The following is a 26,685-nucleotide window of genomic DNA, read 5'->3' as shown; positions in this document are numbered from 1 at the left end:
TGATGTTATTTCGTCCCGTACGGGAAAACGACCTCGATGATATTGTCCGCCTGGCCTCCCGGGCGGGCGTGGGAATGACTTCGCTGCCGAATGATGCCGTGCGCCTCGCCGCACGGATCAAACGCAGCGTGGAGACCTTTGCCGGCAAGCTGACGCGCGGCGAACAGGGGTTTCTGTTTGTTCTGGAAGATACCGAACTGAGCCGGGTTGTCGGCGTCAGCGCCATTGAGGTCGCGGTGGGGCTCGACGAACCGTTCTACAATTTTCGTATTCAGAAGACGGTACGGGCATCCAAAGAGCTTGGGGTTTACAAGCATCAGGAATTGCTCAATTTAAGCTACGACCATACCGGCCACAGCGAACTCTGTACCCTGTTTCTTGACCCGGAGTACCAGAAGAACCGCAACGGCCTGTTGCTCTCCAAAGCGCGGTTTGTCTTTATTGCCGCGTTCCGCGAGTGGTTTTCACCGCATCTGTTCGCCGAGCTGCGCGGGCGCAGCGACGAGCAGGGGAATTCGCCGTTCTGGGATGCGTTGGGGCACCACTTTTTCGACATTCCTTTCGCCGATGCCGACCGCCTCACCGGTACAGGAATGAAAACCTTTATCGCCGAACTGATGCCGGCCTACCCGATTTACATCTCGCTGCTGCCGGATGATGCCCGCGAGGTGATAGGCCAGGTTCATGCTAACACCGCGCCGGCGCGGGCTATTCTCGAAAAAGAGGGGTTTAGCTGGCGCGGGTCCGTCGACATCTTCGATGCCGGCCCGGTACTGGAAGCTGAAACCGATAATATTCGTGCTATCAGAGAGAGCTATTCGCTGCCGGCGCTGCAACTCATGACGCCGCAGGCGACGCCAACCATCGTCGCCAACGGACAGTTTGATAATTTCCGCGCGGTCCTCATCGCGCAAGAGACGCCGGGAGCACTCGATCAGCAGGCGCTGGACGCCCTGCAGGTCAATGCCACCGACCGGGTTCACGCGGTGACACTCAATCCAGAGGAAAACAGATCATGGCGGTAAACGCACAGTTTATAGCAGGTAAGTGGCAGCAGGGCGCAGGCGCGCCGTTAACCAAGCTGGCGCCGGAAGACCAGTCTATTTTATGGCAGGCGAGCAGCGCCGGCGCGGCCGACGTGCAGGCCGCCTGTACTGCCGCGCGCGAGGCGTTTTATGGCTGGTCGCATCGCCCATTAAGCGAACGCATTGCCGTGGTTCAGCGTTTCGCGGCGCTGCTGGAAGAGAATAAAGAGGCGCTGGCGACGTTAATTTCCCGTGAAACCAGCAAGCCGCTGTGGGAAACCCGCACCGAAGTACAAGCGATGATCGGCAAAGCCGGGATTTCCATTGATGCCTACGCCGAACGTACCGGTTATCGCGAGTCCGCTATGCCGGACGGCAAAGCGCTGCTGCGCCATAAGCCGCACGGCGTGATGGCGGTGTTTGGCCCTTACAACTTCCCGGGGCATCTGCCGAATGGCCATATTATCCCGGCGCTGATCGCCGGTAACACCGTGGTATTTAAACCGAGCGAATTGACGCCCGCGACCGCGGAACTCACCGTTCAGCTATGGCAGCAGGCCGGGATTCCGGATGGGGTGCTAAACCTGGTGCAGGGGGCGAAAGATACCGGCCAGGCGCTGCTGGAAAACCGCGATATCGACGGGGTGCTGTTTACCGGGAGTGCCGCCGCTGGCTTCCATTTCCACCGCTACCTCGGCGGCCAGCCGGAGAAAATGTTGGCGCTGGAGATGGGCGGCAATAACTCGCTGATCGTGGCCGACGTTGTCGATAGAGTTGCGGCGCTGAACGTGATTATTCAATCGGCCTTTATCTCCGCCGGGCAGCGCTGCACCTGCGCGCGTCGTTTACTGGTCCCGCGCGGCCAACAGGGCGATGCGCTACTTGAACAACTGATTGCTGCCAGCCGGCAGATCCGCGCCGGTAAATGGGACGCCGAACCGCAGCCGTTTATGGGCGGGGTAATTTCGCAAACCGCCGCGCAGGGCATGCTGGCGGCGCAGTCGAAGCTGGAAGCACTAGGCGGCAAAGTGCTGCTGCGCATGAGCCAGCCTGATCCGCGCTCAACCGTGCTGACGCCGGGAATTATCGATGTTACCGGGATCGCGGTGCCGGATGAAGAGTACTTCGGCCCGCTGCTGACCGTGATTCGTTATGACCAGTTCGATGAGGCGATCGCGATCGCCAATAACACCCGCTACGGTCTGGCGGTGGGGCTGATTTCCGCCGACCAGGCGCTGTTCGACAAGCTGGCCGATGAAGCGCGCGCCGGGATTGTTAACTGGAACAAACCGCTCACCGGAGCCTCCAGCAAAGCGCCATTCGGCGGTGTCGGCGCCTCCGGCAACCATCGCGCTTCGGCGTGGTATGCCGCCGATTATTGCGCCTGGCCGATGGCTTCTCTGGTCAGCGAAACGCTGACGCTTCCGGCGACGACGTCGCCAGGTCTGCCATTCTGATAACCGTTTTTGTGAGGACACTATGTCTGGATTTGAAGCGAATTTTGACGGCCTGGTGGGGCCAACGCACCACTACGCCGGGTTGTCGGTAGGCAACGAAGCGTCACAAAACAACCGTGACGGTTTATCTAACCCGAAGAAGGCGGCGCTGCAAGGGCTTTATAAGATGAAGACCCTGGCCGATCGTGGCTTTGTACAGGGCATTCTGCCGCCGCAGCCGCGGCCAAATATGACGATGCTGCGCAGCATTGGTTTTCAGGGCAGCGATGAGCAGGTGATCCAGCGTGCGGCCAAAGAGGCCCCGCAGTTATTATCGGCTTTTAGCTCCGCTTCCTCGATGTGGACCGCCAACGCCGCTACCGTGTCGCCGTCGGCCGATAGCGCTGATGGAAAAGTGCATTTTACGGTGGCGAACCTCAACAATAAGCTGCACCGCATGCAGGAAGCGCCGATCACCTCGGCTATCCTCAGGGCCACCTTCGCCGATGAGCGTTACTTCGCGCATCACGCGGCGCTGCCGCAGCATGGCGATTTAGGTGATGAAGGGGCGGCGAACCATAACCGTTTCTGTGGGGATTATGATCGCCAGGGCGTGCAGTTTTTTGTCTACGGTAAGCGAGCCAGCGGCGGCATTGCGCCAGCTAAATACCCCGCACGCCAGACGCTGGAGGCCAGCGAAGCGGTGGCGCGTCTGCATCAGCTCGACCCGCAGTACACCGTATTCGCTCAGCAAAGTCCGCAGGCTATCGACCATGGCGTATTCCACAATGATGTTATCGCCGTCAGCAACCGCCACGTGCTGTTCCATCATCAGCACGCCTTCCTGCAGCAGCGGGAGGTGCTGGCAACGCTGAAGGAGAGCAACGCCAGGCTGAATATTCCATTCACCAGCGTTGAAGTCCCTGACGAGCAGGTTAGCCTCGATGACGCGGTGGCCTCTTATCTGTTCAACAGCCAGTTACTGAGCAAAGCCGATGGCAAAATGCTGATCGTGGTGCCGGAAGAGTGCCGTCAGCGTGAAAACGTCTGGCGTTATCTCTCCGCTCTTGCCGCCGATAGCGCATCGCCTATCGATGAAGTGGCGGCATTCGATCTACGTGAAAGCATGCGCAACGGCGGCGGCCCGGCCTGTTTACGTCTGCGGGTGGTGCTTAACGATGCCGAGCGTGCGGCGGTCAACACTCACAGCCTGATGAATGACGAACGCTACCAGCAACTGACGGCGTGGGTTGAAAAGCATTATCGCGATCGCCTGCATGCCAGCGATCTCGCCGACCCGCAGCTGCTGCGCGAGGTTTATCAGGCGCTGGATGAGCTGACGCAGATTTTACATCTGGGCGCGATTTATGACTTCCAGCGATAAGGGGCCGGGAATGGAACAAAACGTCAACGATTTACTGCATTGTAAACTGCAGACATGGACCTTTCCGCCAACTATCGAAGCCAGTTGGTTAGGCGATGGCATTCTGCAACTGCTGCCAAAAACGTCATGGCGACAGGCGACGGTGCTTTCCGCCGGGGTGCACGGTAACGAAACCGCGCCGATTGAAATGTTGCTGCAGATCCTGCAGGGATTAAGCCTGGGCGAGCAGCCGCTGACCCACGCGCTGCTGGTGGTGTTCGGCAATCTGCCCGCCATTCGCGCCGGCCGTCGCTATCTGCATAACGATCTCAACCGGCTGTTTGGCGGCCGCCATCTGGCGGCGATGCCAGGTAACGAGTCGCGTCGCGCTTTTGAACTGGAGATGGCCGTACAGGCCTTCTTCCGTAGCGCCGATGCCCACGGCAAGGTGCCGCGCACGCATCTCGATCTGCATACCGCCATTCGCGGGTCAAAATATCGGCAGTTCGCGCTGCTCCCCGCTCATGATGGCGACTACAGCGCGGATTTTTATCAGCTGTTGCAGGCCAGTGGTATGGACGCCATCGTGCGCCATACCGAACCGGGCGGCACCTTTACCCACTTCACCAGCGAGAAGTTCGGCGCGCAAAGCGCCACGCTGGAACTGGGGAAAGTGATGCCATTCGGTGAAAATGATTTGCGCTTGTTTGCCGCCACCGAACTGGCGATCGGCGCGCTGATCGCCGACGGCATCATGCCGCCGCGGAGCAAAGCGCCGGTCGAATACTTTGTGGTGCAGCAGAGCATCATCAAGAGCGAGAACGGTTTTACCCTTAATCTCGACCCGAAAATTGAAAACTTTACCGCGCTGCCGGCAGGCTATGAAATCGCCCGTCAGGCACAGAAAACCTGGGTGGTCAATGCCGACGCCCCCTACATCCTGTTTCCGAATGCGGGCGTCGCCGCCGGTCAACGCGCCGGGCTGTTGCTGACCGCTACCGCGCCAAGCCTTTCCATGCCTGCTTGAAGGAATCAACATGACTGAACATCAACGTGAGGGGCAGGTTCATCCTGCCACCGACGGGGAGTGCCCGTCGCAGCTCAAACGCGGCCTTGGCGCCCGGCACATTCAGATGATTGCGCTGGGCGGCGCTATCGGCACCGGACTGTTTATGGGGGCGGGCAGAAACATCGCCGTCGCCGGAACATCCATTCTGCTTATCTATCTACTGGTAGGTTTCTTTACCTATATGGTGATGCGGGCGATGGGGGAGCTGTTGCTGACCCGCCTGGATTACCGTTCGTTTGCGGATTTCGTCGGCGACTATCTTGGCCCGCAGGCCAGTTTCTATCTGGGCTGGACCTACTGGCTTAGCTGGGTGGTGACCTGTATCGCCGACGTGGTGGTATGCGGCAGCTATATGCAGTACTGGTTTCCGGAGATGTCGGCGTGGATGCCCGCGTTGAGTACGCTTGGGATTCTGTTCTTGTTTAATTTGTTGTCGGTAAAAATGTTCGGCGAGGCCGAATTCTGGTTTGCGCTGATTAAGGTCATCACCATTATTGCGCTGATTTTAACCGGCGCGTGGATGATTGCTATCGGCTGGACTTCGCCGGACGGCGTGAAGGCTTCGTTAGGCCATCTCACCGACCCGACGGCCTTTATGCCGCACGGGGTGACCGGTTTCTTCGCCGGTTTCCAGATAGCGATCTTCTCCTTCACCGGTATTGAGCTGCTCGGCACCATGACGGCGGAAACGCGCGATCCTGAGCGCATCCTGCCGAAGGCGATTAACGCGCTGCCGCTGCGCATCATTATTTTCTATCTGCTGTCGATGGTGGTGATTATTGCCGTGGCTTCATGGCCGGGCGTCTCGCCGGATGCCAGTCCGTTCGTGACCCTGTTCGCCAAGGCCGGGCTACCTGCCGCCGCCGCGGTGATAAACTTTGTCGCCTTGACGTCGGCAATGTCGTCGGCGAACAGCGGCGTTTATTCCAGTACCCGCATGCTGTACGGCCTGTCGGTGGAAAAACATGCGCACTGGCAGTTCCGTATACTATCGCGTAATACCCGCATTCCGGTACGTAGCCTGCTGTTCTCCTGCTTCTGCATGCTAAGCGGTACGTTACTGCTGTTCCTGGTGCCAAACGTGATGACGTTGTTCACCATCGTTTCAACGCTGGCGGCGATCATGGTGGTTTTCAGCTGGGGTATGATCCTCGTGGCGTACCTGGTGTATCGCCATAAACGCCCGGACCTGCACGCGCGGTCGAAATTCAAAATGCCGGCGGGAGTGGTGATGTGCTGGCTGAGCCTGCTATTTTTCGCCTTCTCAATCTTCATTATGATTTTCGACCCGGATACGCTGCTGGCGCTGATGGCCTCGCCGCTGTGGTTTATCGCGCTATGGTGCTTCTGGAAAGTGAAACAGAAGCGCGAAGGGCAACTGGCATTGGATAACGCCAGCGCCTGATGATACCCGGCAGCTGAAGCGTGGCTGCCGGATTTTCCTTTTCGCCGTAGCGCGGTTTATGATGTCGCCCGACACTTCATTGTTGGATCAGGACAGAAGAAGGAAAGGGTATGACAGAGCATTTCCCGGCGCTTTCACACGACACGTTAGCGGCGGCCAATCTCATCGGCGACTGGTTGGCGCAGGATGATTTGCCGCAGAATGCGCAGCCGCAGATTGCGGTGTTGGCCGGTAACGCGGTGATCCCGACCATTGACGCCGCCTGTCGGCTCGCGGCTCAGAGGCAGATTCCACTATTGATAAGCGGCGGTATTGGTCATTCGACGACCTTTCTTTACGACGCCGTACAAAAGCATCCGCACTATCAGGCGCTGCAGGTAGAGGGGCGTCCGGAATCGCATATCCTGGCGGACATCGCCGAACAATTCTGGCAAATTCCGCGCGATCGCATTGTGGTGGAAGACCGTTCAACCAACTGCGGCGAAAACGCGTGGTTTACCCGCCGGTTACTGGAAGAGCGTGGGCTGGATCATTCCTCTGGCGTGGTGATTCAGGATCCGACGATGCGGCGTCGGACGATGGCGACCTTTGCCCGCGTCTGGCAGGAGGCACCGGCGCAGCCGCAGTGGTGGAGCTATCCCGGTTGTTCGCCGCGGCTTGAAAACAGCGCTGCTGGCCTGAGATTCAGCGGAGACGATAGTGGATTGTGGCCGGTGGGGCGTTATCTGGCGCTGCTGCTTGGCGAGCTGCCGCGTCTGCTGGATAACGCGCAGGGTTATGGCCCCAACGGTAAAGGGTTTATTACCCACGTCGATTTCCCACACGATGTTAGCGCGGCGTGGCGATGCTTGCGTGAAGATACGCTATTGAGCGAGGCGCTGAACGCCAGAACGCTGGGGTAGGGAGAAAGGCGGATAGCCGCAGCTATCCGCTGGTTCTGAGTTTACTTCGCGAATTTATCCAGTACGCGGACAAGCTGGGTAACAAAGCCGTACTCGTTATCGTACCAGGCCACGGTTTTCACGAGCTGTACGCCGCCGGCTTCCATGATCTCCAGTTGAGTCGCATCATAGATTGAGCCGAAATGGCTGCCAATAATGTCGGAGGAGACAATTTCCTCTTCGGTGTAGCCAAAAGATTCATTGTTCGCCGCCGCATTTTTCATGGCCTGATTAACCTCTTCAGCGGTGACTTTCTTCGCCAATACGGAAACCAGTTCCGTCACTGAGCCGGTTTTAGTCGGCACGCGCTGGGCGTGACCTTTCAGTTTCCCGCTGAGTTCCGGAATCACCAGACCAATGGCTTTTGCCGCGCCGGTGGTGTGCGGAATAATGTTTTCCGCCGCCGCTCGCGAGGCGCGCAGGTCTTTGCCACGCGGCCCGTCCACCAGCGATTGCGTACCGGTATAAGCGTGAATAGTGGTCATGGTGCCCACGGTAATGCCGAAAGCATCGTTGAGCACTTTAGCCATTGGCGCCAGACAGTTGGTGGTGCAGGATGCAACCGAAATGATGGTATCATCCGGGCTCATGGTGTCGTCGTTAACGTGATAAACGATGGTTTTCATCTCGCCGGCAGGGGCGGAAATCAGCACTTTCTTCGCGCCGGCGGTCAGGTGCGCCTGCGATTTTTCCGCCGACGTATAGAAACCGGTACATTCAACAATCACCTCAGCGCCTGCGGCTTTCCACGGAATATGCTGAGCCTCTTTTTCCGCATAAACGGTGATTTTTTTACCATTAACGATCAGCGCATCTTCTGTAAAATCAACGCTCCATGGGAAAGGACCGTAGTTAGAGTCATGTTTAAGCAGGTAGGCTAAGACTTTCGGTGAGGTGAGATCGTTGATGGCCACGACCTCCAGCGGGCTATTTACTTCTAACAGGCGGCGAAGTACTAAACGTCCTATACGACCAAATCCATTAATCCCAAGTTTGCTCATGGATATTCTCCTGGTGGTGAAGTTGATACGTTAAAACTTCTTCAGGCAGAGCGGGGAGAGTAAACTATTTACTTTCAGCGGCTTAGCAGTGCACCTGCGGTGTTTCTATTGCTAAGTTACCTGCCTGAAGCGTCTTCAGTAACTGTCACATGGAGCCAGATGGTGCGAAGGAAGTATAACGCCGGGTCGGAGGTGGTTCCAATGTTCTTACCGCGACAGCACAACAAAAAGAGTGCCTACCATTGTTCGCTATTTCATGCGGCGTTGAGTGGTAAATATGATCTACATCACAATAACAGAAATTAGAAAAAGCGCAGAAGGATATAGCTACATCGAGGTTGTATTGATAACTATAGCGGTGGTTCAGCACAACATTGATAATGAGAATGAATATCATTCATTGACATCTGGTCATATTAATGTAACCTTGCATTAGGAATAATACAGGGATGAATAGAAAATGGATTGCGGCCTGAGGAATAATTATCAACCCATAACTTAAAAATTTAAAAATCATGCCGAAATTCCATCCTGCTGGCATGAAATGCGGGAAGGAAAATCTGCAGGGTAAATCATAATGCGGGTGTTTAAAGATATTATCCTTGCCGGGAGCATTCTCTTTTCTGTCTTATATTCTGTTTTCTCGTTGTGCGATGTTTTGTTGATGATGCAGATATTTTATTGGCACCCAGAGCACTACTGTCTGTGTTTGCTATTGGATGTATATATTTTCTGAGCAATGCTTATTTTTGGCTGTTGAATTACATAAGGAATATGAAAGATGAAAGAGCTGACAAATAAACAGTTGGGTATGGTCTCCGGTGCAGGGGGGGATATTGGGCGGGAAATTGCTCAGGGAATCGGCGCTGGGGCTGGCACATTTGTAGGCGGAACTCCTGGTGCCATAACCGGTGGGATCGCAGGGGGACAGGTTTATGACTGGGCTGCAACAAAAACACCGGACCCAGCGATGTCCCCATCTGGTCTGGGCGGAACGCTCAAACAAAAACCCGCTAACCTTCCATCCGAAGCGTGGAATGCAGCAGCAGGCAGAGAATGCTACTGGAGTCCGAATAACCTCAACGATATTTGTTACTGACAGATGCTGATTGGCGTACGGGTATAAACCAGTCTAAAAGCCAATAAGGATAGCTGTCAGCGTATGGAAGAGCATGTTATCAGCTCTTCCATCTCTTAACCTTTAAAACTAGCCATAATTGAAGTTTTTCAGTCGAGTGGGAGTCGTCCACGCCTTTTGGCGCCGATGGAATAAAAAATGAACGTTGACGGATATAACCGCGAGTACAATATTGCAAGAAACAAAGCCGTAACCGGCTGTTTTGCCATGTTTGCGCTATTTTTTGGCATCACATGTTTGCCGCTTTTTTTCGAGGGCAGCAAAGACCTTATGATAACGGGATATCTCTATCCACTACTTTTCGGACTAGAGTTCCTGGCAATTGCCCCCCTTTATTATCTCTATTTCTACAAACGCGAGGGTATGGGGAGAGGAAATTTTCATTTCGGCATTTTTATTATACTTTTCCTGTGTATTCTGTTGATCCAATTTCTGTTGCCTTTTGTCACTGCAGGCTATCAGACTGAAAACTGGTCAGCTTCTCAGATGCGACTGGATAGGCATGTATTCTGGCTAAATGCCATTGTGATGATTCTATTGGTTCCTGCTTATGAAGAGATGGTCTTCCGCGGCTGCCTTTTCAGTGTGTTTAAATACTGGCTCGGGAATAACAATTATGCGGCGGCTGTCGCTGTGTCTGTAGTATTTTCAGCCTATCATTTACAGTACATAGACTGGCGATCGTTCCTGATATTATTTCTGGTTTCGCTGATGCTGGTTATCGGGAGAATAAAAACCGGCGGAATACTGATGCCAATTATTCTTCATGCGCTGATGAACGCGGTCGTAATTGGTATTCAGTATGTGTCATTCCTCCAGTATTCCGGAGAGGCTTAGCCATAGCGGGAATGAAATATGTTTCGTAAGGAAGCGCTCGAAAACAGGGATAAAACATGGTGTGGCAAAGCAGTATTACTACCGGGAATCTCCTCTCGGCTGGTTATAATTACCAGCGCGCTTTTTTTCGTCTGCTTCATTGTTTTAATTAGCACCGGCACTTATACACGACGTATTAGCGTGCAAGGTGAAGTTACCACCTGGCCGAGACCGGTTAATGTCTATTCCGGTGTCCAGGGATTTGTCGCGACACAGTTCGTCCGGGAAGGGGACCCTGTAAAAAAGGGTGATCCTGTTTATCAAATTGATGTCAGTAAAAGTACACGTAGAGGCGTGGTCAATGAGACTCAACGACAGGATATCGAAAACCAATTGAAGTGCATCGCCGAGATTATCACTCGCCTTAGAGAGAGTAAGGAAACCACTTTGCGGATGCTTGAGCAACAGAAAATACAGTATAGCGCCTCTTTTGAACGCTCGGCAGGCATTGTCAGGCGCGCTGAGGAGGGAATAAAATTAATGAAAAATAATATGGATAATTACCGACGGTACCAGCAGCAGGGGTTGATTAATAAAGACCAGTTAACCAGTCTGGTGGCCTTGTACTACCAGCAGCATAATAGTTTGCTTAGCCTGAGCGCGCAGCATGAACAAAATGCTCTACAGTTAACCAATCTGGAAAGTCAAATTCAGACGCAGGCGGCGGAATTTGACAATCGGGTTTATCAGATGGAACTGCAGCGTTATGAGCTACAGAAAGAGCGGATTAATACTGATGCGGGAGGCGATATTATCATTCGTGCCTCATCAGACGGCAAAATTGATTCATTAAGCGTCACCCCAGGTCAGATGGTCAGCGAAGGCGACAGTCTGCTGCAGATAATTCCAGAAAAAATACAACGCTATTATTTGGTTCTTTGGGTACTCAATGAAGCCGTTCCATATATTTCAGTCGGTGATAGGGTGAATATCCGCTACGAAGCCTTTCCGGCTGAAAAGTTTGGTCAGTTCTCGGCGAAAGTCACACTCATTTCCCGGACGCCAGCCTCCTACCGTGAAAAGCAGACCTATACGACCGCCCCGATTAACTCTACGGCAGGTGCGGCTGCTTACTACAAAGTTGTGATTAGTCCAGAAAAGCAGGCTGTCAGCTACGCCGGCAAGCGTCTGCCTCTGGAAAATGGCATGAAGGCACAGAGCACGTTATTTCTGGAAAAACGTAAAATCTATCAGTGGATGCTCTCGCCATTCTACGATATGAAGCGCAGCGTTACGGGGCCGATTCATGAACCGTAACCACTTCATATCATCCATCGAGGAGAAATTGGATCTGAAATTTCGGCGGCGAGTCCCGGTCGTTCATCAGACAGAAACGTCAGAATGTGGACTGGCCTGTCTGGCGATGATATGCGGACATTATGGTCGTAATATCGACATGATCGCCCTACGTCGCCAAATAAATCTGTCTGCCCGTGGAGCCTCGCTTGCCAGTGTTCAGCAAACCGGGATTGAGTTAGGGATGGAAAGCCGGGCATTGTCACTGGATCTCCATGAACTTAATGCTCTCAGAATGCCCTGTATCCTGCACTGGAATTTTAATCATTTCGTGGTGCTCGTTAGCGTACGTAAGAATCGGTTCGTGCTTCATGACCCTGCGAGGGGGCGAAGAACTGTCGGGAGTGATGAAATGTCACAGTGCTTCACCGGCGTGGCGCTGGAGGTCTGGCCCGGCAGTACATTTGTGCAGGAAACGATGAAGAGCCGAATCGGAATTCGGGCGTTAATCAGCAGCGTGCAGGGTATCCGGGGCGTACTGAGCAAAATTTTCTGTCTGTCGCTGATTATTGAAGCTATCGGCCTGGTGATGCCTGTCGGTACGCAATTGGTGATGGATCATGCTATTCCTGCGAATGACCGGGGACTGCTCATGCTTATCTGTGGAGTCCTGATGTTTTTTATTTTGGGGCGTACTTTGGTTAGCGTGATCCGCGCATGGTCATCCCTTGCGATGGAGTCATTGATAAATGTGCAATGGCAGTCGGGGCTATTCCGTCATCTGCTTCAGTTGCCGTTGACCTATTTTGAGCGACGAAAGATGGGCGATATTCACTCCCGCTTCAGCTCGTTGGATGCGCTTCGCGCCACGTTTACAACCTGTGTGGTGGGGGCAATGATGGACAGCATCATGGTTGCCGGTCTCTTGTTGATGCTTATCCTGTACGGTGGAAAATTGACGGTTTTTGTACTGGGCTTTACAGCGGTATATGTCTTCATTCGTATATTGACCTATAGCCGGTACCGCCAGCTGTCGGAAGAAGCGTTAATCGCCGGAGCCCGTGCTGGTTCATATTTTATGGAAACACTCTACGGAATAGCTACGGTTAAAATGCAGGGAATGGCAGAACGGCGTGGGAGCCACTGGCTGAACCTGAAGATTGATGCCATCAATACCGGTATCAGACTCAGCCGACTTGATATGTTCTTCGGCGGCATTAACACGTTTGTGGCGACGTGCGATCAGGTGACTATTCTGTGGCTGGGCATCAGTCTGGTTATGGAGAACCAAATGACTATCGGCATGTTTGTGGCATTTGGCGCATTCCGCGCGCAGTTTTCTGACCGGGTAGGATCGCTGGTCAACTTCTTATTACAGCTGCGTATGATGAGCCTGCACAACGAAAGGATTTCGGATATCGCTTTGAATGAAAAGGAAGAAAGAAAACCGGATTTAGGATTAAAGGCAACCATGTCTCCGGCTAGTCTGGAGATTAAAGCGCTAAGCTTCCGTTACGACAGCCAGTCAGCACCCGTCTTTAGCGGCCTTAGTTTCAGGATCCGAGCCGGCGAGAGTGTGGCCATTACCGGGCCCTCAGGTTCGGGGAAAACCACGCTGCTCAAAGTACTGTGCGGCTTGTCTGAACCGATATCAGGGACTGTCTTAATGAATGGTACGGATATCAGGCAACTGGGGATAAATAACTATCATCGCTTGATTGCCTGCGTAATGCAGGATGACCGGCTGTTTTCTGGCTCAATTCGGGAGAATATCTGCGGATTCACTGAAAATATTGATGATGCCTGGATGAGAGAATGTGCCCGGACAAGCCGTATTCATGACGTGATATTGGCTCTGCCAATGGGGTATGAGACGTTAATCGGAGAACTGGGGGAGGGGCTATCTGGGGGTCAGAAACAGAGGATTTTTATTGCCCGGGCGCTTTATCGCCGTCCGGATATATTATTCATGGATGAAGCCACCAGCGCACTGGACGCAGAGTGTGAAAAAGACGTCAGTCTGGCAATGAAAAAGTTGAATATAACCCGAATAATTATTGCTCACCGTGAAACGACCCTGCAAACCGCGGACAGGATCATCACCCTCGGCGAATCCAATTAACAGCCAATATCCTAATCCACTGCGGCCATTTGGTTTGCGATGCGGTTGAATAATGAACACAAAGCGGAATGGCAGGAGTGGCAGGGCCTGCAGTGAGTTATCCACAAACTATGCGATCTGATACCGACTCGTTTTGTGGATAACCTCAAATCTTTCGGGATACTTAATTCACTCTGCGTTATAAGTTTGCGCTATACATCACGATAATCAATGTCTTCACTCGGTACCCTTAATATAAGAATACTTAAACAAGGGGAATAGCATACCAATGAAAAAGAGCATTGCACTGACGATGGTGGCGCTGGCCTGCCTGGCGGCTAACGTCCAGGCAGCAGAGAAACTTGCTGGTAATGAAATACTTGCCGTACAGAAAGGCGGGGTGCCGGATAAAGTCTATACCCAACATCAGCCGAAATTACGTATAGCAACCTATAATATCGGCAAGAATGAAGCGTCTGATAATGTGGCCGATTTTACGGCACTTAATTCAGCGATTAAAAAAATTAACGCCGATATTATTGCCGTCCCGGAAGTCGATCACAAAACTCAGCGCAGCCAGAAAATCGATCAGCTTAAGACGATTGCCGATGCTAACAATATGCATTATGCCTTTGGTAAAGCGTTAGATTTCGACGGTGGCGAATACGGACTGGGGCTGCTGTCAAAATATAAAATCCTGCATTCTCAGGTGGTGAAGCTGCCGTCAGGCAATGCGGAACAGCGCGTGGCGCTACTGGCGCAGGTTGATGTACCGGGTTTTGATTCCGCGCCGATTATTATGGTGACCCATCTCGACTGGCAAAAAGATCCCACCATGCGTACCGAACAGGCTCGCTATCTTCTTGATTTGAGTATTGGCGATGCGGCGTCTGATTTTAAAGATATCGCCTCTTCAATTAAGATCCTGGCCGGCGATTTCAATTCAACCCGTGAAGAACAGCCGGTGAAAGAGATCGGTTATTTCTTTAACGAAGTGTCGAAGCAGGGGACGGATACGCGTAGCTGGCCTGCCGTTAACCCGGCCATTGATATCGACCACATTTTCACCTTCAAAGGACAAAAGTGGGATGTGAAGAAGCTGGAGATCCCGCATAACTCGCCGGAATTTAACTGGTCAGCGGCCAGTGACCATCTGCCGGTCATTGCTGAACTGCAACTCACCGAGCAGTAACATTGCCCAGGGCTCTTTGCAAAAGAGCCCTGATGCTATTCAATTCGCGCTAACGCAGTTTTTTAAGCCTCGGTAAAGGTTAATGAAAATTTAAGGGAAGGCGGTTATGTTAACAACATCACACTTCCATTAAGGTTTGTTCATGCGCGATAAATATTCTGGCCTGCAGATAGGAATACACTGGCTGGTCTTTTTACTGGTTGTCGTCGCCTACGCGGCGATGGAACTGCGCGGCTTCTTTCCGCGCAGCGACCGTCCGGTGATAAACATGATCCACGTCTCCTGCGGTATTTCCATTTTTGTCCTGATGATCGCACGCCTGCTGGTGCGCCTGAAGTCTCCGGCGCCGCCGATTGTTCCTAAACCCTCGCCGATGATGACCGGTTTCGCCCATCTTGGCCATCTGGTGATCTATCTGTTGTTTATCGCGCTACCGGCGATTGGCATGGTAATGATGTATTACCGCGGTAACCCGTGGTTTGCTTTCGGCCTGGCGATGCCCTTTGCGGCGCAAAGCAACTTCGCTTTGGTCGACAGCCTTAAGGGGCTGCACGGCTTACTTGCCAATATCGGCTATTTCGTGATTGGCCTGCACGCGCTGGCGGCGCTGCTGCATCACTATTTATGGAAAGATAATACGCTGCTGCGCATGATGCCGCGCAAGCGCTGAGTATCACGCCCGGCACTCCTGAACCCGCCCACCGGCGGGTTTTTTGTTTCCGTAACTCGCCAATAAATGATTCGCAAAATGTTACTTATGCTGCAAATTTGTATCGAATATGTAAATAAAAATGTCTAATCGAAACGAAAGGTTCTATAAGAATCTCAGTGCGGTGGATTGAATCCAGCCGGGAGGCCGTCGAAACGACACCCAGGCACGTTCAGCGGTATCCGCAGCGTCATTGGCTAAAACGCCTGCTTTTTCAATACCGATGAGCAAAAGGAAAACCTGACATGACCGATAATATACCGGCCGCTTCTCCCCCTGTCGCCGATGTGGGGGGCGCTGAACGCCTGAGCCCGCGCGAGCAGGTGGTGATCAATAAATTGTTCCGCCGCTTAATTCCTTTTCTGTTTCTGCTTTTTATCTTTTCGTTTCTTGACCGTATCAATATCGGCTTTGCCGGGCTCACCATGAGCCAGGATTTGGGGCTGAGTAGCACTATGTTCGGCCTCGCGACGACGTTGTTCTACGCGATGTACGTCATCTTTGGTATTCCCAGTAACATCATGCTGGGGATCGTTGGCGCGCGCCGCTGGATTGCGAGCATTATGGTGGTGTGGGGAATCGCATCGACAGCGACCATGTTCGCGACTGGGCCAAACAGCCTGTATCTGCTGCGCATGCTGGTGGGGATTGCCGAAGCCGGTTTTCTTCCGGGGCTTCTGCTCTACTTAACCTACTGGTTTCCGGCCTACTACCGGGCGCGCGCCAATGCGCTGTTTATGATTGCTATGCCGGTGACGATGGCGTTGGGCTCGCTGGTCTCCGGCTATATTCTCAGTATGGATGGCATGCTGGCGCTTAAAGGCTGGCAGTGGTTATTCCTGCTGGAAGGATTCCCATCGGTGTTGTTGGGGGCGGTAGTCTGGTTCTATCTTGACGACAGTCCGCAAAAGGCCAAATGGCTCACCGATGAGGACAAACGTTGCCTTAGCGAGATGATGGAGAAGGACAAACTACGGCTAGTGCAACCGAACGGTAGCGCCAGCCTGAGCGCCCTGCAGCAGGGGAAAGGCAGCCTCTGGCGCGACGTCTTCACCCCGGTGGTGTTGATGTATACGCTGGCCTATTTCTTTCTCTGTAATACCTTAAGCGCGCTCAGCGTCTGGACGCCTCTAATTCTCAAAAGCTTTAACCAGGGCAGCAGCAATATCGCCATCGGCTTGCTTAGCGCCGTACCGCATATCTGTACCATTGTGGCGATGATTTGGTGGAGTAAACGTTCTGACCGCTTACAGGAACGTAAGCTGCACACGTTATTGCCCTACCTGTTTGCCGCCGCGGGCTGGATGCTGGCGGCGCACGGATCAAATAGCATCATGCAACTGTTGGGGGTAATTATGGCCTCGGCAGGGGCCTATGCGGCGATGGTGATTTTCTGGACCACGCCAGATCAGTCCATCAGCCTGCGCTCACGAGCGATCGGCATTGCGGTGATTAACGCGACGGGTAATATGGGATCGGCCATGAGTCCGCTGTTATTCGGCTGGCTGAAGGATTTAACCGGCAGCTTTAACGCCGGCTTTTACCTCGTGGCCGGGTTCCTGGTATTGGGGGCGCTGGTGGTATCGCGCATCCCGATGAAGGCCAGCCGTCCACGAGCGACGCCATAAAAAAGATAAAGAAGTAGTGATGAGAGTGAGACGCGCGGTACCTGATGAAGCCCCTGCGTTGTGGAATATCCGTAATCAGGCGATTCGCCATGGCTGTCGTCAAAGCTATGGCGCTGAAGTGATTCACGCCTGGACGCCGGAACAGATGCCCGAAGGGTATCGTCACGCCGTTGCCGATAATCCGTTTTATATCGTGGAAAATAGGCTGGGCCAACCCGTCGCTACCGGCTATCTCGATATTGAGTCCTTAAGCGTGGAAGCGATCTTTACGCTGCCGGAGTGGGGCGGGCAGGGATGCGCGGATTTGATCATGAGGGCGGTTATTGCCGAAGCTCGCCGACGGGGGCTCGAAACGATTACGCTTGAGGCGACCCCCAATGCGGCGGGCTTTTATCTACGCCATGGCTTTGTTTCACAAGGAGAAAAGAGTCATTATTCGAAAATGGCCAACGCCGAGCTACGCTGTATAGCCATGAGCCTCACTCTCGATTAACGGTAAACTTGCGCCGCTATGCTATGGTTGTTAACGGCGTTTCAATTTGCCACTTTAGTTAAATAAATATAGTATACCCCCCTATATGATATGGAGGGCCTCTCGTGCCACATTCACCAGAAGACAAGAAGCGTGCGCTTAGCCGCGTACGCCGTATTCGCGGGCAGGTTGAAGCGCTGGAACGTGCGCTGGAGTCCGGCGAACCCTGCATGACTATCCTGCAACAGATTGCCTCCATTCGCGGCGCCGCCAACGGTTTGATGGGCGAGTTGGTGGAGATGCATCTGCAGGATGAACTGGTTAGCGGCGATACCACCCCGGACCAACGCGCCGCCCGCATGGCGGAAGTCGGTCACCTGCTACGATCCTATTTAAAGTAAAATCACGACGAGGAATGGACAGTATGAAATCACGTGCAGCAGTTGCCTTTGGCCCCGGCCAGCCGTTAAAAATCGTGGAGATTGACGTCGCGCCGCCAAAGAAAGGCGAAGTCCTGGTCAAAATCACCCACACCGGTGTTTGCCACACCGATGCTTTTACTCTCTCTGGCGACGACCCGGAAGGCGTGTTCCCGGCGGTTTTGGGCCATGAAGGCGGCGGTATCGTCGTTGAAGTCGGCGAGGGCGTGACCAGCCTGAAACCTGGCGATCACGTTATTCCGCTGTATACCGCCGAGTGCGGCGAATGTAAATTCTGCAAGTCTGGCAAAACTAACCTCTGCCAGGCGGTCCGCGCCACCCAAGGGAAAGGTCTGATGCCGGATGGCACTACGCGATTCTCCTATAACGGCGAGCCGATTTATCACTATATGGGCACCAGCACCTTCAGCGAATACACCGTCTGCGCCGAGATTTCGCTGGCAAAAGTAAACCCGCAGGCGCCGCTGGAAAAAGTATGTCTGTTGGGCTGCGGCGTCACCACCGGTATCGGCGCAGTACATAACACGGCGAAGGTGAAAGAGGGCGACAGCGTCGCGGTGTTCGGGCTGGGCGGTATTGGCCTGGCGGTGATTCAGGGGGCGGTGCAGGCGAAGGCTGGACGTATTCTGGCGGTCGACACTAATCCGGATAAATTTACCCTCGCCAGGGAGATGGGTGCTACCGACTTCATCAACCCGAACGACTACGATAAACCGATTCAGGACGTGATTGTCGAGCTAACCGATGGCGGCGTTGATTTCAGTTTCGAATGTATTGGTAACGTCAACGTCATGCGCGCGGCGCTGGAGTGCTGCCATAAAGGTTGGGGTGAGAGCGTTATCATCGGCGTTGCTGGCGCCGGCCAGGAAATTAAAACCCGTCCGTTCCAGTTGGTCACCGGCCGGGTATGGCGTGGTTCCGCCTTCGGCGGCGTGAAAGGGCGTAGCCAGCTGCCGGGGATGGTTGAAGACGCGATGGCGGGTAAGATTCGCCTCGATCCGTTTATCACCCACCGGTTACCGCTCGATCAGATCAACGAAGCCTTCGATCTGATGCATGAAGGTAAATCGATTCGTACGGTTATTCACTTCGGTGATAACTAAGTATTGCTGATAGCGAAACCCGGGCCATTTATCGCCCGGGTTGACTTCTGGCCGCGTTAATACTTGCGCCAGTGCTCATAGCCGGTTTGCCAACGACGTTGCTCTCGCCGTTCTCTTTCACGCTGAATATCGGACTTTTGATCTTCCCAGACTGGGCAATCCGGGCCGCTTGCCACTTCGCAGGGGGCGGAGATATCGTTTAGCGGATTGACCTTTTTCTCTTCCCACAGCTTTGGATCGCGTAAATCCACTTCTGGCGCTTTCAGCGCCTGGGCTGAGGTGGTTGCGGCTAATAAGAGTGCGCCGATCGGCAGGTGATGGAGGGCTCCTTTCATCTTTTATCCTTGTTATGTTGTTATTGATAACCATTCGCAATAATAACATAACGCAATAGAACATTCTAAAATTAGAGCCTGCCGAAGGCACTTATAGTGCTGACGCAGGGATCACATTGAGCTTGAATTCCCCCGGCATAGTGGAAATCGCCTCTACGGTTAAACCGTTTTTATCGGTTCTGCCCTTGAATATTTTGCCGTCTGGCGTGGTGATTTGGTAGGGCAGATACGGAATAGGTTTGCCAGTCAAAGGATGTTTAATTACAAAATCATGGCGATAAAGTTGCTGAGGCTGGTGATGCGTACAACCTTGCAGCAACAGGAGAAAAATCAACGCGGCAGCGCCTTTCATTAAAGACATTATGGCTTCTTCCCTGATTATCGAGCCGGAAATATAAGACGCTAGTGTAACAAAGGCGTGCGGATCGGCACCTAAATGGAATCTGAAAGCGGTGAAGAAAAAAAGGCCCCTGAACGGGGCCCTGGTTTTATTTTTTATCGGGTAACGCGTAGGCGATGATGTAATCGCCGCGGTCCGGAGACTGGCGCGCGCCGCCAGCGTTGATAATGATGTACTGCTTACCGGTTTTCGGTGAAACGTAGGTCATCGGGCCGGATTGGCTGCCCACCGGCAGGCGAGATTTCCAAATCTCTTTGCCGTTGGCGGTATCAAAGGCGCGCAGATAGAAATCCTGGGTGCCGGCGAAGAACAGCAGGCCAGACTGGGTAGACAGCGAAGCTCCCAGCGTTGGCATGCCGATAGGGATCGGCATATGCATGCGGATACCCAGCGGACCGGTATCTTCTACCGTACCTACCGGAACCTGCCAGACCAGCTTACCGCTTTTCAGATCAACCGCCGACATGGTGCCGAACGGCGGCTTCTGGCAGGGGATACCCAGCGGCGACAGGAAACGTTCGCGCATCGCGCCATACGGCGTACCTTCCATCGGCACGATACCCATTTCGATACCGCTGGCATCTTTAGCCACTTTCGCTCGCGGTACCATGTAGTTAGCCAGTCCAAGGCGCATGTCATTGACGAACATCAGGCCGTTATTCGGATCGACCGACACGCTGCCCCAGTTCATTCCGCCAAGCGAGCCCGGATACTGCAAGGAGCGGTCTTCACCCGGCGGTGTAAAGACCCCCTGATGGCGCATCTCTTTGAACTGAATACGGCACAGCAGCAGGTCAACCGGGGTGGCGCCCCACATATCCGATTCTTTCAACGTTTCGTTGCCGATCATCGGCATGCCGACGGAGTAGGGCTGCGTCGGCGAGTAGCGTTCACCTTTGACGTTGCCGGCCGGGACAGGGCGTTCTTCCACTTTCGCCACCGGTTCACCCGTCGCGCGGTTAAGCATGAAGATCATGCCCTGCTTGCTGGTTTGCACCAGTACCGGCGTCGTACCGCCTTTACCGTCCGGCAGATCGTACAGCAGTGGTTGCGAAGGCAGGTCGAAATCCCACAGATCGTGATGGGTGGTCTGGAAATGCCAACGCACTTTACCGGTGGCGGCATCGACCGCAACGATTGATGAGCTGTATTTATCATCCAGCGCCGTACGTTCGCCGCCGAAGAAATCTGGCGTGGCGTTACCGGTTGGCAGATAAATGAGATTCAGTTTGGCATCGTAGGACATCGCGGACCAAACGTTCGGCGTCCCGCGCGTGTAGGTTTGTCCTTCCGGCGGTACGCCGGTCAGCTGCGGGTTACCCGGATCCCAGGCCCAGGCCAGTTTACCGGTATGCACGTCAAAAGCGCGAACTACACCCGGCGGTTCACCGGTGGAGTAGTTATCCGCGATGCGACCACCAACGACAACAAGGTTACCGGCCACCAGCGGGGTAGAGGTCTGCTGATAATAACCAGGTTTGATTTCCCCCATGCCGACGCTGAGATCGACGGTACCGTGTTCACCAAATGCTTCACAGGCTTTACCGGTATCGGCATCGATTGCGATCAGGCGCGCATCGGTAGTCGGCAGGAACAGGCGGCGGGCACAGGCGGCAGGCTGAGTCCCGGCCACGGCATTAGCCTGTGCCTGGCTATCTTCGTAGTAGCCTAAACCGCGGCAACGTTGCCAGTTCGGCGCCGTCGCTTTTGAGTCATAGCGCCATTTTTCTTTGCCGCTATCGACATCCAGCGCCAGGACTTTGCTATATGGCGTACATACATACAGCGTATCGCCAATCTGTAGCGGCGTATTCTGGTCTTCCGCACCGGAACCGTTACTCTGCGGAATATCGCCGGTATGGGCAATCCAGGCAACCTGTAGCTGGTTGATATTGTTTTTATTGATCTGATCCAACGCGGCGAAACGGTCGCCGTGAGTGGTATTACCCCAGTGCTGCCAGTTCTTTTGTTCTTCCCCTGGCTGTACCGGTTTTACCGGCACCGCTTCGCTGGCGCTGACCAGCGGCTGGGATTTAAACATCCAACCAAAACTGACCAGCAGTGCCACGGCCAGCACGCCCGCGAGGGCGAAGGCCGCGCCTTTTTTTGCCGGTGCGCTGGAAAGAAAAGGCCAAACAATGGCGCACAGAAAAGCCAGAACGCCAAGCGCAAACAGGCGTGAGAACAGCGGCCAGTAGGTCCAGCCGGCGTCGCTGATAGCCCAAACAATGGAAGCCGCGAAGGCGACGGCATAAAGAACGATGCCGCCGCGCCGATTGCGGAAAATAAGCAGGGAGGCGATAACCATCACCAGTCCCATAATGGCGAAATACCAGGTGCCGCCGACGCTTGCCAGTTTGGCGCCTAAAATGCCGATTGCCAGACCGATGATTAACATCAGTCCGGCGAGTAGCCACTGCAGGATCCGGGGGAATCCGCGCGGCACGTTGCCCGTAGCCATGTTGTCTCCTTATACCACCCCTTGCCAGGCGTGTACCAAATGAATCAAGTGCAAATTGAAATTGCTTTTGAGTGAAGCTGTTTAAAGCTTCATAAATGTGATTTCAAAAGATGAATTCATTTCACATGAACCAAATGGTGAAATCATGGCTATGATAAATCTGTTAATGAAATGAGTGCAAATGTTAATGAATGATTTCGCACTAATTGATTAGCGCGATGTATATATTAAGTGGCAGAAGAATGAACGTAGCGGTGCCGTTACCTCAATGTGCTGATTCGGGGTAACGGCCACTGAGAGTCAGCCTGGCATGGATTTGCGTATCGCGCTCAGTAGAGTTTGCGCCCCCTGCGACAGGCTGGCGTCCACCCGGGTAAGAATACCGATCGGCTCGCCGGCGCCTTCGGTGGCGATAGGTAATGAGGTTAACAAACCGCGACGCAGGTCGTCTTTCACCGCGCCGGAAGGGACGAACCAGACATAGTCGTAATCGACGGTGAGCTGGCGTGAAAGCGAGGCCGACAGCGTTTCAATACAGCCGGGGGGAATTTTACAACCCTGGCTTTGCAGTAGCGTTTCCGCGTTCTGCCGCGGAATTGTCCCTTTCGGTGAGACCACCACCGGCCATTCCATCACCCGGCTGAGCGTTACCGTCTCCTGCAGCAGCGGGTGGCCGGGGCGGACGACCAGCTTTAGCGATTCAAGAAACAGCAGTTCATAGTTGAGGCCGCTCATCAGTTCCGGATCAGACATGCGCCCGATACCAATATCGACATCGCCGGATTTTAGCCCCGCCAGCAGCATGGTGTTATTCATGGTGGCGACCTGTAAGGTGATGTCTTTTTGCTGTTTATGAAATTGACCAATCACCGTAGGTAAAATACCGAGCGCCGCGGTTGGCAGGGCGCCAATCCGCACCACATCGCTATTCATGCCTTCTTTACGATTGAGAGCCTGGCCTGCGGTATTGAGGGCATCCAGCACCTTAACCGCGTGGGTAAGAAACTGTTCGCCAACCAGCGTCAACTGCGCGCCAAGCCGCCCGCGCTCAAAGAGACGGGTACCGGTCAACTGCTCCAGCTCGTTGAGCGTTTTTGATAGCGCAGGTTGGCTAAGATTCAGGGTTTCTGCCGCCCGCCCCAGGGTTCCCTGTTGTGCGACGGCGACGAAAGTATGTAAATGGCGCAAGCGAATGCGCTGACTGAAGAGACCATTTTTTTCCATAATCGATGTTAAAAACAGAGCTGTCTCGGTAGCAAGCGAAGTTGTTTAATTTTGATAACTAGTTAGCAAAATATTATTAACATTTGATCTTATTGTCTTACAAGTCATTTCTGTCAGGCGCGATAAAAAGCCCCGCACTCGGCGGGGCTGGAAAAAAGGGATGTTTTGGTGGGAAATTAAATATCGAAGAACACGGTCTCTTTATCGCCCTGTAAATAAATATCAAAGCGGTAGACGACTTCATCTCCACGCACTTCACGTTGCGCGATAAGCGTCTGGCGGCGAACTTCCCATTCAATCAGATTCAATACCGGATCCTGTTCATTTGCCGCCTGCTCATCAGCAAAATACATCCGCGTATTCAGGCCGATGTTGATACCCCGCGCCACCACCCACAGATTGAGGTGCGGCGCCATCATGCGTCCATCACGGCCGACGACCGCGCCGGGTTTGATGGTTTGAAAGCGCCAGACGCCGGATGCAAAGTCTGAACACGTGCGCCCCCAGCCGCGGAAGTTCGGGTCCAGAGCCTTACTCTGCTGACGGTCGTCGGGATGGTTATAACGCCCGTCGGCGTTAGCTTGCCAGAGTTCCAGCAGCACGTCGCGTACCGGCGTTCCGGAACCATCGAAAACCCGGCCTTCAATCGTAATACGTTGGCCTTTGGTTTCCGCGCTCACTAAGTTGGGGCCGAAGTTTTTTTCGAAAATATGAAACCCTGCAGCGTCCGGCGCCAGACCAATATGCACATAAGGCCCGGCAGTCTGCGAGGCGGTTTCAGCTAAATAGTCTTTCATTGGGCGGCCCCCTGAGTACGATTTTCGAACAGCGTGGCGCGATGCCCGCGCAGCACAAGATCAAAACGATAGGCCAGGCTGTCGAGCGGCACGGCGGCGTGGGTATCCAGCTCGGCAATCAGGGTACGCACGGCATCATCGTTATTGATGGTTCTGACAATCGGACACTGTTTAATAAGCGGATCGCCTTCAAAGTACATTTGGGTAATCAGCCGCTGCGCCCAGGCATCGCCGGAGAGCGAAAAGTGAATATGCGCCGGGCGCCAGTCGCTAACCTGATTACGCCACGGATAGGGGCCGGGTTTGATTGTGCGAAAACAGTAATAACCGTTTTCATCGGTCAGCACCCGTCCACAGCCGCCGAAGTTGGGGTCAATCGGTGCCAGATACTGGTCTTTCTTATGACGGTAGCGGCCGCCGGCATTGGCCTGCCACACTTCCACCAGCGTATTTTTCATTGGTCGGCCAAAGCCGTCGCGCACGTAACCGTGAACAATAATTCGCTCGCCAATCGGCAGGCCGTCTTTGGCGTAGTTGAGGATGAGATCGTTATCCAGCGGGCCAAGGTCGTCGCTGCTGAACACCGGACCGGTAATTTCAGAAAGTGAATTTTGCAGGGAGATGAGGGCATTACGCGGCGAGCGCAGCACACTAGTTTTATATCCCGGCGCCAGCGCCGGCGGATGGCTATTGTAATCGCGATGTACAACCTCGCGCGGTGACCATTTATTATTCATAGGGTACTCCATTAATCGGAAGAGAGGCATGTTGTTGTAATGTCGCCAGAAACAGTCTCTGTAAATGCTTTGTTAATTTAAAGTGAAATTAAATCTAATCTTTCATAACCCTTGGTTATGATTTGTGCAGGCGAAACGCGGTAGCAGGTTATCCGCATCACAGTTTGTAAATTCTTCCCGCCACTCTTAACGCGCTTTCCTACACTCCAGGAAGTATTCACTGGAGGTAAGACATCATGGCGAACACCATCACGGCTGATGAGATTCGGGAGAACTTTTCACAGGCTATGTCGGCAATGTACCAGCAGGAAGTTCCGCAATATGGAACCCTCCTGGAGTTGGTGGCGGATGTGAATCTGGCGGTCCTGGAACATAACCCGAAATTACATGAACAATTGGCTAATGCCGACGAGCTGGCACGGCTGAACGTTGAGCGCCACGGCGCGATCCGCGTGGGAACGGCGGAAGAACTGGCGACCCTGCGTCGCATGTTTGCCATTATGGGGATGTATCCCGTTAGCTATTACGATCTGTCGCAGGCTGGGGTACCGGTTCACTCCACCGCATTTCGCCCGGTCGATGACGCGGCGCTGGCGCGTAACCCGTTTCGCGTTTTCACCTCATTGCTGCGCCTTGAACTGATCGGCAACGAGGCGCTGCGCCAGCGAGCGGCGGATATTCTCGCCCGTCGCGATATCTTTACGCCTCGCTGCCGTGAACTCATTGCGTTACACGAAGATCGAGGAGAATTCACGGCTGCAGAAGCGCGTGAATTCGTCACCGAAGCGTTGGAAACTTTCCGTTGGCACCGTCATGCCACCGTTGACGAGCAAACCTATCACGCGCTGCATAATGAGCACCGGTTGATTGCCGATGTGGTCTGTTTCCCTGGTTGCCACATTAACCATCTGACGCCGCGCACTCTTGATATCGATCGGGTTCAGGCGCTGATGCCGCAATGCGGTATCGAACCGAAAGCGCTCATTGAGGGGCCGCCGCGCCGCGAGGTGCCGATTTTACTGCGGCAAACCAGTTTTAAAGCGCTGGAAGAACCGGTGATGTTTGCTGGTGAACATAAAGGCACACACAGCGCGCGCTTTGGCGAAATTGAGCAACGCGGCGTCGCGTTGACGCCGAAAGGACGAGCGCTCTATGACCGCTTACTGAATGAGGCCGGGGTCGGTAAAGACAACCTTAACCATCAGCGCCATTTGCAGGAGGTCTTTAGCGAATTTCCTGACAGCGAATTTCTGCTGCGTCAGCAGGGGCTGGCGTGGTTTCGCTATCGCCTGACGCCTGCGGGGGAAGCGCATCGCCATGCTTTTGGCCCCGGCGACGATCCGCAACCGCTGATCGAACGTGGTTGGGTAGTCGCGCAGCCGATTGTTTATGAAGATTTTTTACCGGTGAGCGCGGCGGGGATCTTCCAATCGAATCTGGGCAACGAAACGCAGGCCCGCAGTCACGGTAACGCCAGCCGTGAAGCTTTTGAAGCGGCGTTAGGCTGCGAGGTCCTCGATGAGTTCGAGTTATACCAACAGGCGGAGGAGCGGAGTAAACGCCGTTGCGGTCTGCTCTAAAATCGGTACTCTGCAT

At 53.9% G+C, this 26,685-nt stretch carries 24 protein-coding genes; 17 read left to right on the top strand and 7 right to left on the bottom strand.

Features of this window, described 5'->3' with window-relative positions:
• The first annotated feature begins 2 nt into the window (after positions 1-2).
• From astA to AC2CGP_RS02910, 6 genes are all read left to right on the top strand, one after another.
• Positions 3-1,025 (top strand): arginine N-succinyltransferase, encoded by a 1,023-nt coding sequence (gene astA, locus AC2CGP_RS02935; RefSeq protein WP_161801935.1) that lies wholly within the window; start codon positions 3-5, stop codon positions 1,023-1,025.
• A complete protein-coding gene (gene astD / locus AC2CGP_RS02930) occupies positions 1,016-2,482 on the top strand; it encodes a succinylglutamate-semialdehyde dehydrogenase (protein WP_213759318.1) in 1,467 nt (488 codons plus the stop codon). Before astA ends, astD begins: the two co-directional genes overlap by 10 nt.
• Positions 2,483-2,504: 22 nt before the next feature.
• Entirely contained in the window at positions 2,505-3,845 is a 1,341-nt protein-coding gene (gene astB, locus AC2CGP_RS02925) for an N-succinylarginine dihydrolase (protein WP_047038387.1), read from the top strand.
• A gap of 10 nt (positions 3,846-3,855) precedes the next feature.
• Positions 3,856-4,851, top strand: coding sequence for a succinylglutamate desuccinylase (gene astE, locus AC2CGP_RS02920; RefSeq protein ID WP_015366358.1), 996 nt, complete (start codon positions 3,856-3,858; stop codon positions 4,849-4,851).
• A 10-nt stretch (positions 4,852-4,861) separates the two neighbouring features.
• Complete coding sequence (locus AC2CGP_RS02915; protein WP_045361054.1) at positions 4,862-6,298, top strand: amino acid permease; 1,437 nt, start codon at positions 4,862-4,864, stop codon at positions 6,296-6,298.
• A 110-nt stretch (positions 6,299-6,408) separates the two neighbouring features.
• On the top strand, positions 6,409-7,200 hold the full coding sequence (locus AC2CGP_RS02910) for a YdcF family protein (RefSeq protein WP_484502248.1): 792 nt from the start codon (positions 6,409-6,411) through the stop codon (positions 7,198-7,200).
• A 41-nt stretch (positions 7,201-7,241) separates the two neighbouring features.
• Here the strand turns inward: AC2CGP_RS02910 and gap are convergent, their stop codons facing one another.
• Positions 7,242-8,240 carry a type I glyceraldehyde-3-phosphate dehydrogenase gene (gap, locus tag AC2CGP_RS02905; protein WP_015366361.1) on the bottom strand — a complete coding sequence of 333 codons (999 nt, stop codon included), beginning with the start codon at positions 8,238-8,240 and terminating at the stop codon, positions 7,242-7,244.
• 781 nt (positions 8,241-9,021) lie between these two features.
• Here gap and AC2CGP_RS02900 point away from each other — a divergent pair.
• From AC2CGP_RS02900 to AC2CGP_RS02855, 10 genes are all read left to right on the top strand, one after another.
• Positions 9,022-9,339, top strand: a complete 318-nt coding sequence (locus tag AC2CGP_RS02900) for a colicin V family bacteriocin (protein WP_042894619.1) — start codon at positions 9,022-9,024, stop codon at positions 9,337-9,339.
• A gap of 177 nt (positions 9,340-9,516) precedes the next feature.
• Positions 9,517-10,215: a CPBP family glutamic-type intramembrane protease gene (locus tag AC2CGP_RS02895; protein ID WP_475702531.1), complete on the top strand. Its 699-nt coding sequence runs from the start codon at positions 9,517-9,519 to the stop codon at positions 10,213-10,215.
• 18 nt (positions 10,216-10,233) lie between these two features.
• A complete protein-coding gene (locus tag AC2CGP_RS02890) occupies positions 10,234-11,511 on the top strand; it encodes an HlyD family secretion protein (RefSeq protein ID WP_484502247.1) in 1,278 nt (425 codons plus the stop codon).
• On the top strand, positions 11,501-13,612 hold the full coding sequence (locus tag AC2CGP_RS02885) for a peptidase domain-containing ABC transporter (RefSeq protein ID WP_015705588.1): 2,112 nt from the start codon (positions 11,501-11,503) through the stop codon (positions 13,610-13,612). Before AC2CGP_RS02890 ends, AC2CGP_RS02885 begins: the two co-directional genes overlap by 11 nt.
• Before the next feature lie 268 nt (positions 13,613-13,880).
• Positions 13,881-14,783: an endonuclease/exonuclease/phosphatase family protein gene (locus AC2CGP_RS02880; protein WP_015366366.1), complete on the top strand. Its 903-nt coding sequence runs from the start codon at positions 13,881-13,883 to the stop codon at positions 14,781-14,783.
• Positions 14,784-14,925: 142 nt separating this feature from the next.
• Positions 14,926-15,453: a cytochrome b561 gene (cybB, locus tag AC2CGP_RS02875; protein ID WP_058676079.1), complete on the top strand. Its 528-nt coding sequence runs from the start codon at positions 14,926-14,928 to the stop codon at positions 15,451-15,453.
• Positions 15,454-15,737: 284 nt separating this feature from the next.
• A complete protein-coding gene (hpaX, locus tag AC2CGP_RS02870; protein ID WP_015705587.1) occupies positions 15,738-17,120 on the top strand; it encodes a 4-hydroxyphenylacetate permease in 1,383 nt (460 codons plus the stop codon).
• A gap of 19 nt (positions 17,121-17,139) precedes the next feature.
• On the top strand, positions 17,140-17,613 hold the full coding sequence (locus AC2CGP_RS02865) for a GNAT family N-acetyltransferase (protein WP_015705586.1): 474 nt from the start codon (positions 17,140-17,142) through the stop codon (positions 17,611-17,613).
• 104 nt (positions 17,614-17,717) lie between these two features.
• A complete protein-coding gene (locus AC2CGP_RS02860) occupies positions 17,718-17,993 on the top strand; it encodes a metal/formaldehyde-sensitive transcriptional repressor (RefSeq protein ID WP_015705585.1) in 276 nt (91 codons plus the stop codon).
• A 23-nt stretch (positions 17,994-18,016) separates the two neighbouring features.
• Positions 18,017-19,135, top strand: coding sequence for an S-(hydroxymethyl)glutathione dehydrogenase/class III alcohol dehydrogenase (locus AC2CGP_RS02855; protein ID WP_015366371.1), 1,119 nt, complete (start codon positions 18,017-18,019; stop codon positions 19,133-19,135).
• A gap of 56 nt (positions 19,136-19,191) precedes the next feature.
• On the opposite strand, the gene AC2CGP_RS02850 is transcribed toward AC2CGP_RS02855, so the two are convergent.
• The 6 genes from AC2CGP_RS02850 to pcaH form a co-directional block, all read right to left on the bottom strand.
• On the bottom strand, positions 19,192-19,470 hold the full coding sequence (locus AC2CGP_RS02850; protein WP_015366372.1) for a hypothetical protein: 279 nt from the start codon (positions 19,468-19,470) through the stop codon (positions 19,192-19,194).
• A gap of 91 nt (positions 19,471-19,561) precedes the next feature.
• Entirely contained in the window at positions 19,562-19,831 is a 270-nt protein-coding gene (locus tag AC2CGP_RS02845) for a hypothetical protein (protein WP_020078653.1), read from the bottom strand.
• A gap of 127 nt (positions 19,832-19,958) precedes the next feature.
• A complete protein-coding gene (locus AC2CGP_RS02840; protein WP_047739691.1) occupies positions 19,959-22,331 on the bottom strand; it encodes a glucose/quinate/shikimate family membrane-bound PQQ-dependent dehydrogenase in 2,373 nt (790 codons plus the stop codon).
• A 300-nt stretch (positions 22,332-22,631) separates the two neighbouring features.
• A complete protein-coding gene (locus AC2CGP_RS02835; RefSeq protein ID WP_015366376.1) occupies positions 22,632-23,555 on the bottom strand; it encodes a LysR substrate-binding domain-containing protein in 924 nt (307 codons plus the stop codon).
• A 176-nt stretch (positions 23,556-23,731) separates the two neighbouring features.
• Complete coding sequence (gene pcaG, locus AC2CGP_RS02830) at positions 23,732-24,352, bottom strand: protocatechuate 3,4-dioxygenase subunit alpha (protein WP_045366220.1); 621 nt, start codon at positions 24,350-24,352, stop codon at positions 23,732-23,734.
• Positions 24,349-25,089, bottom strand: a complete 741-nt coding sequence (pcaH, locus tag AC2CGP_RS02825; protein WP_020078656.1) for a protocatechuate 3,4-dioxygenase subunit beta — start codon at positions 25,087-25,089, stop codon at positions 24,349-24,351. Before pcaH ends, pcaG begins: the two co-directional genes overlap by 4 nt.
• A gap of 236 nt (positions 25,090-25,325) precedes the next feature.
• Here pcaH and hglS point away from each other — a divergent pair, with 236 nt between their 5' ends.
• Positions 25,326-26,669, top strand: coding sequence for a 2-oxoadipate dioxygenase/decarboxylase HglS (hglS, locus tag AC2CGP_RS02820; RefSeq protein ID WP_015705582.1), 1,344 nt, complete (start codon positions 25,326-25,328; stop codon positions 26,667-26,669).
• The last annotated feature ends 16 nt before the right edge of the window (positions 26,670-26,685 follow it).

The organism is Klebsiella sp. SYXHC3 (genome assembly GCF_057196925.1).
The sequence above is the reverse complement of the archived record's forward strand: the minus strand, read 5'-3'. Positions and strand labels throughout refer to the sequence as shown.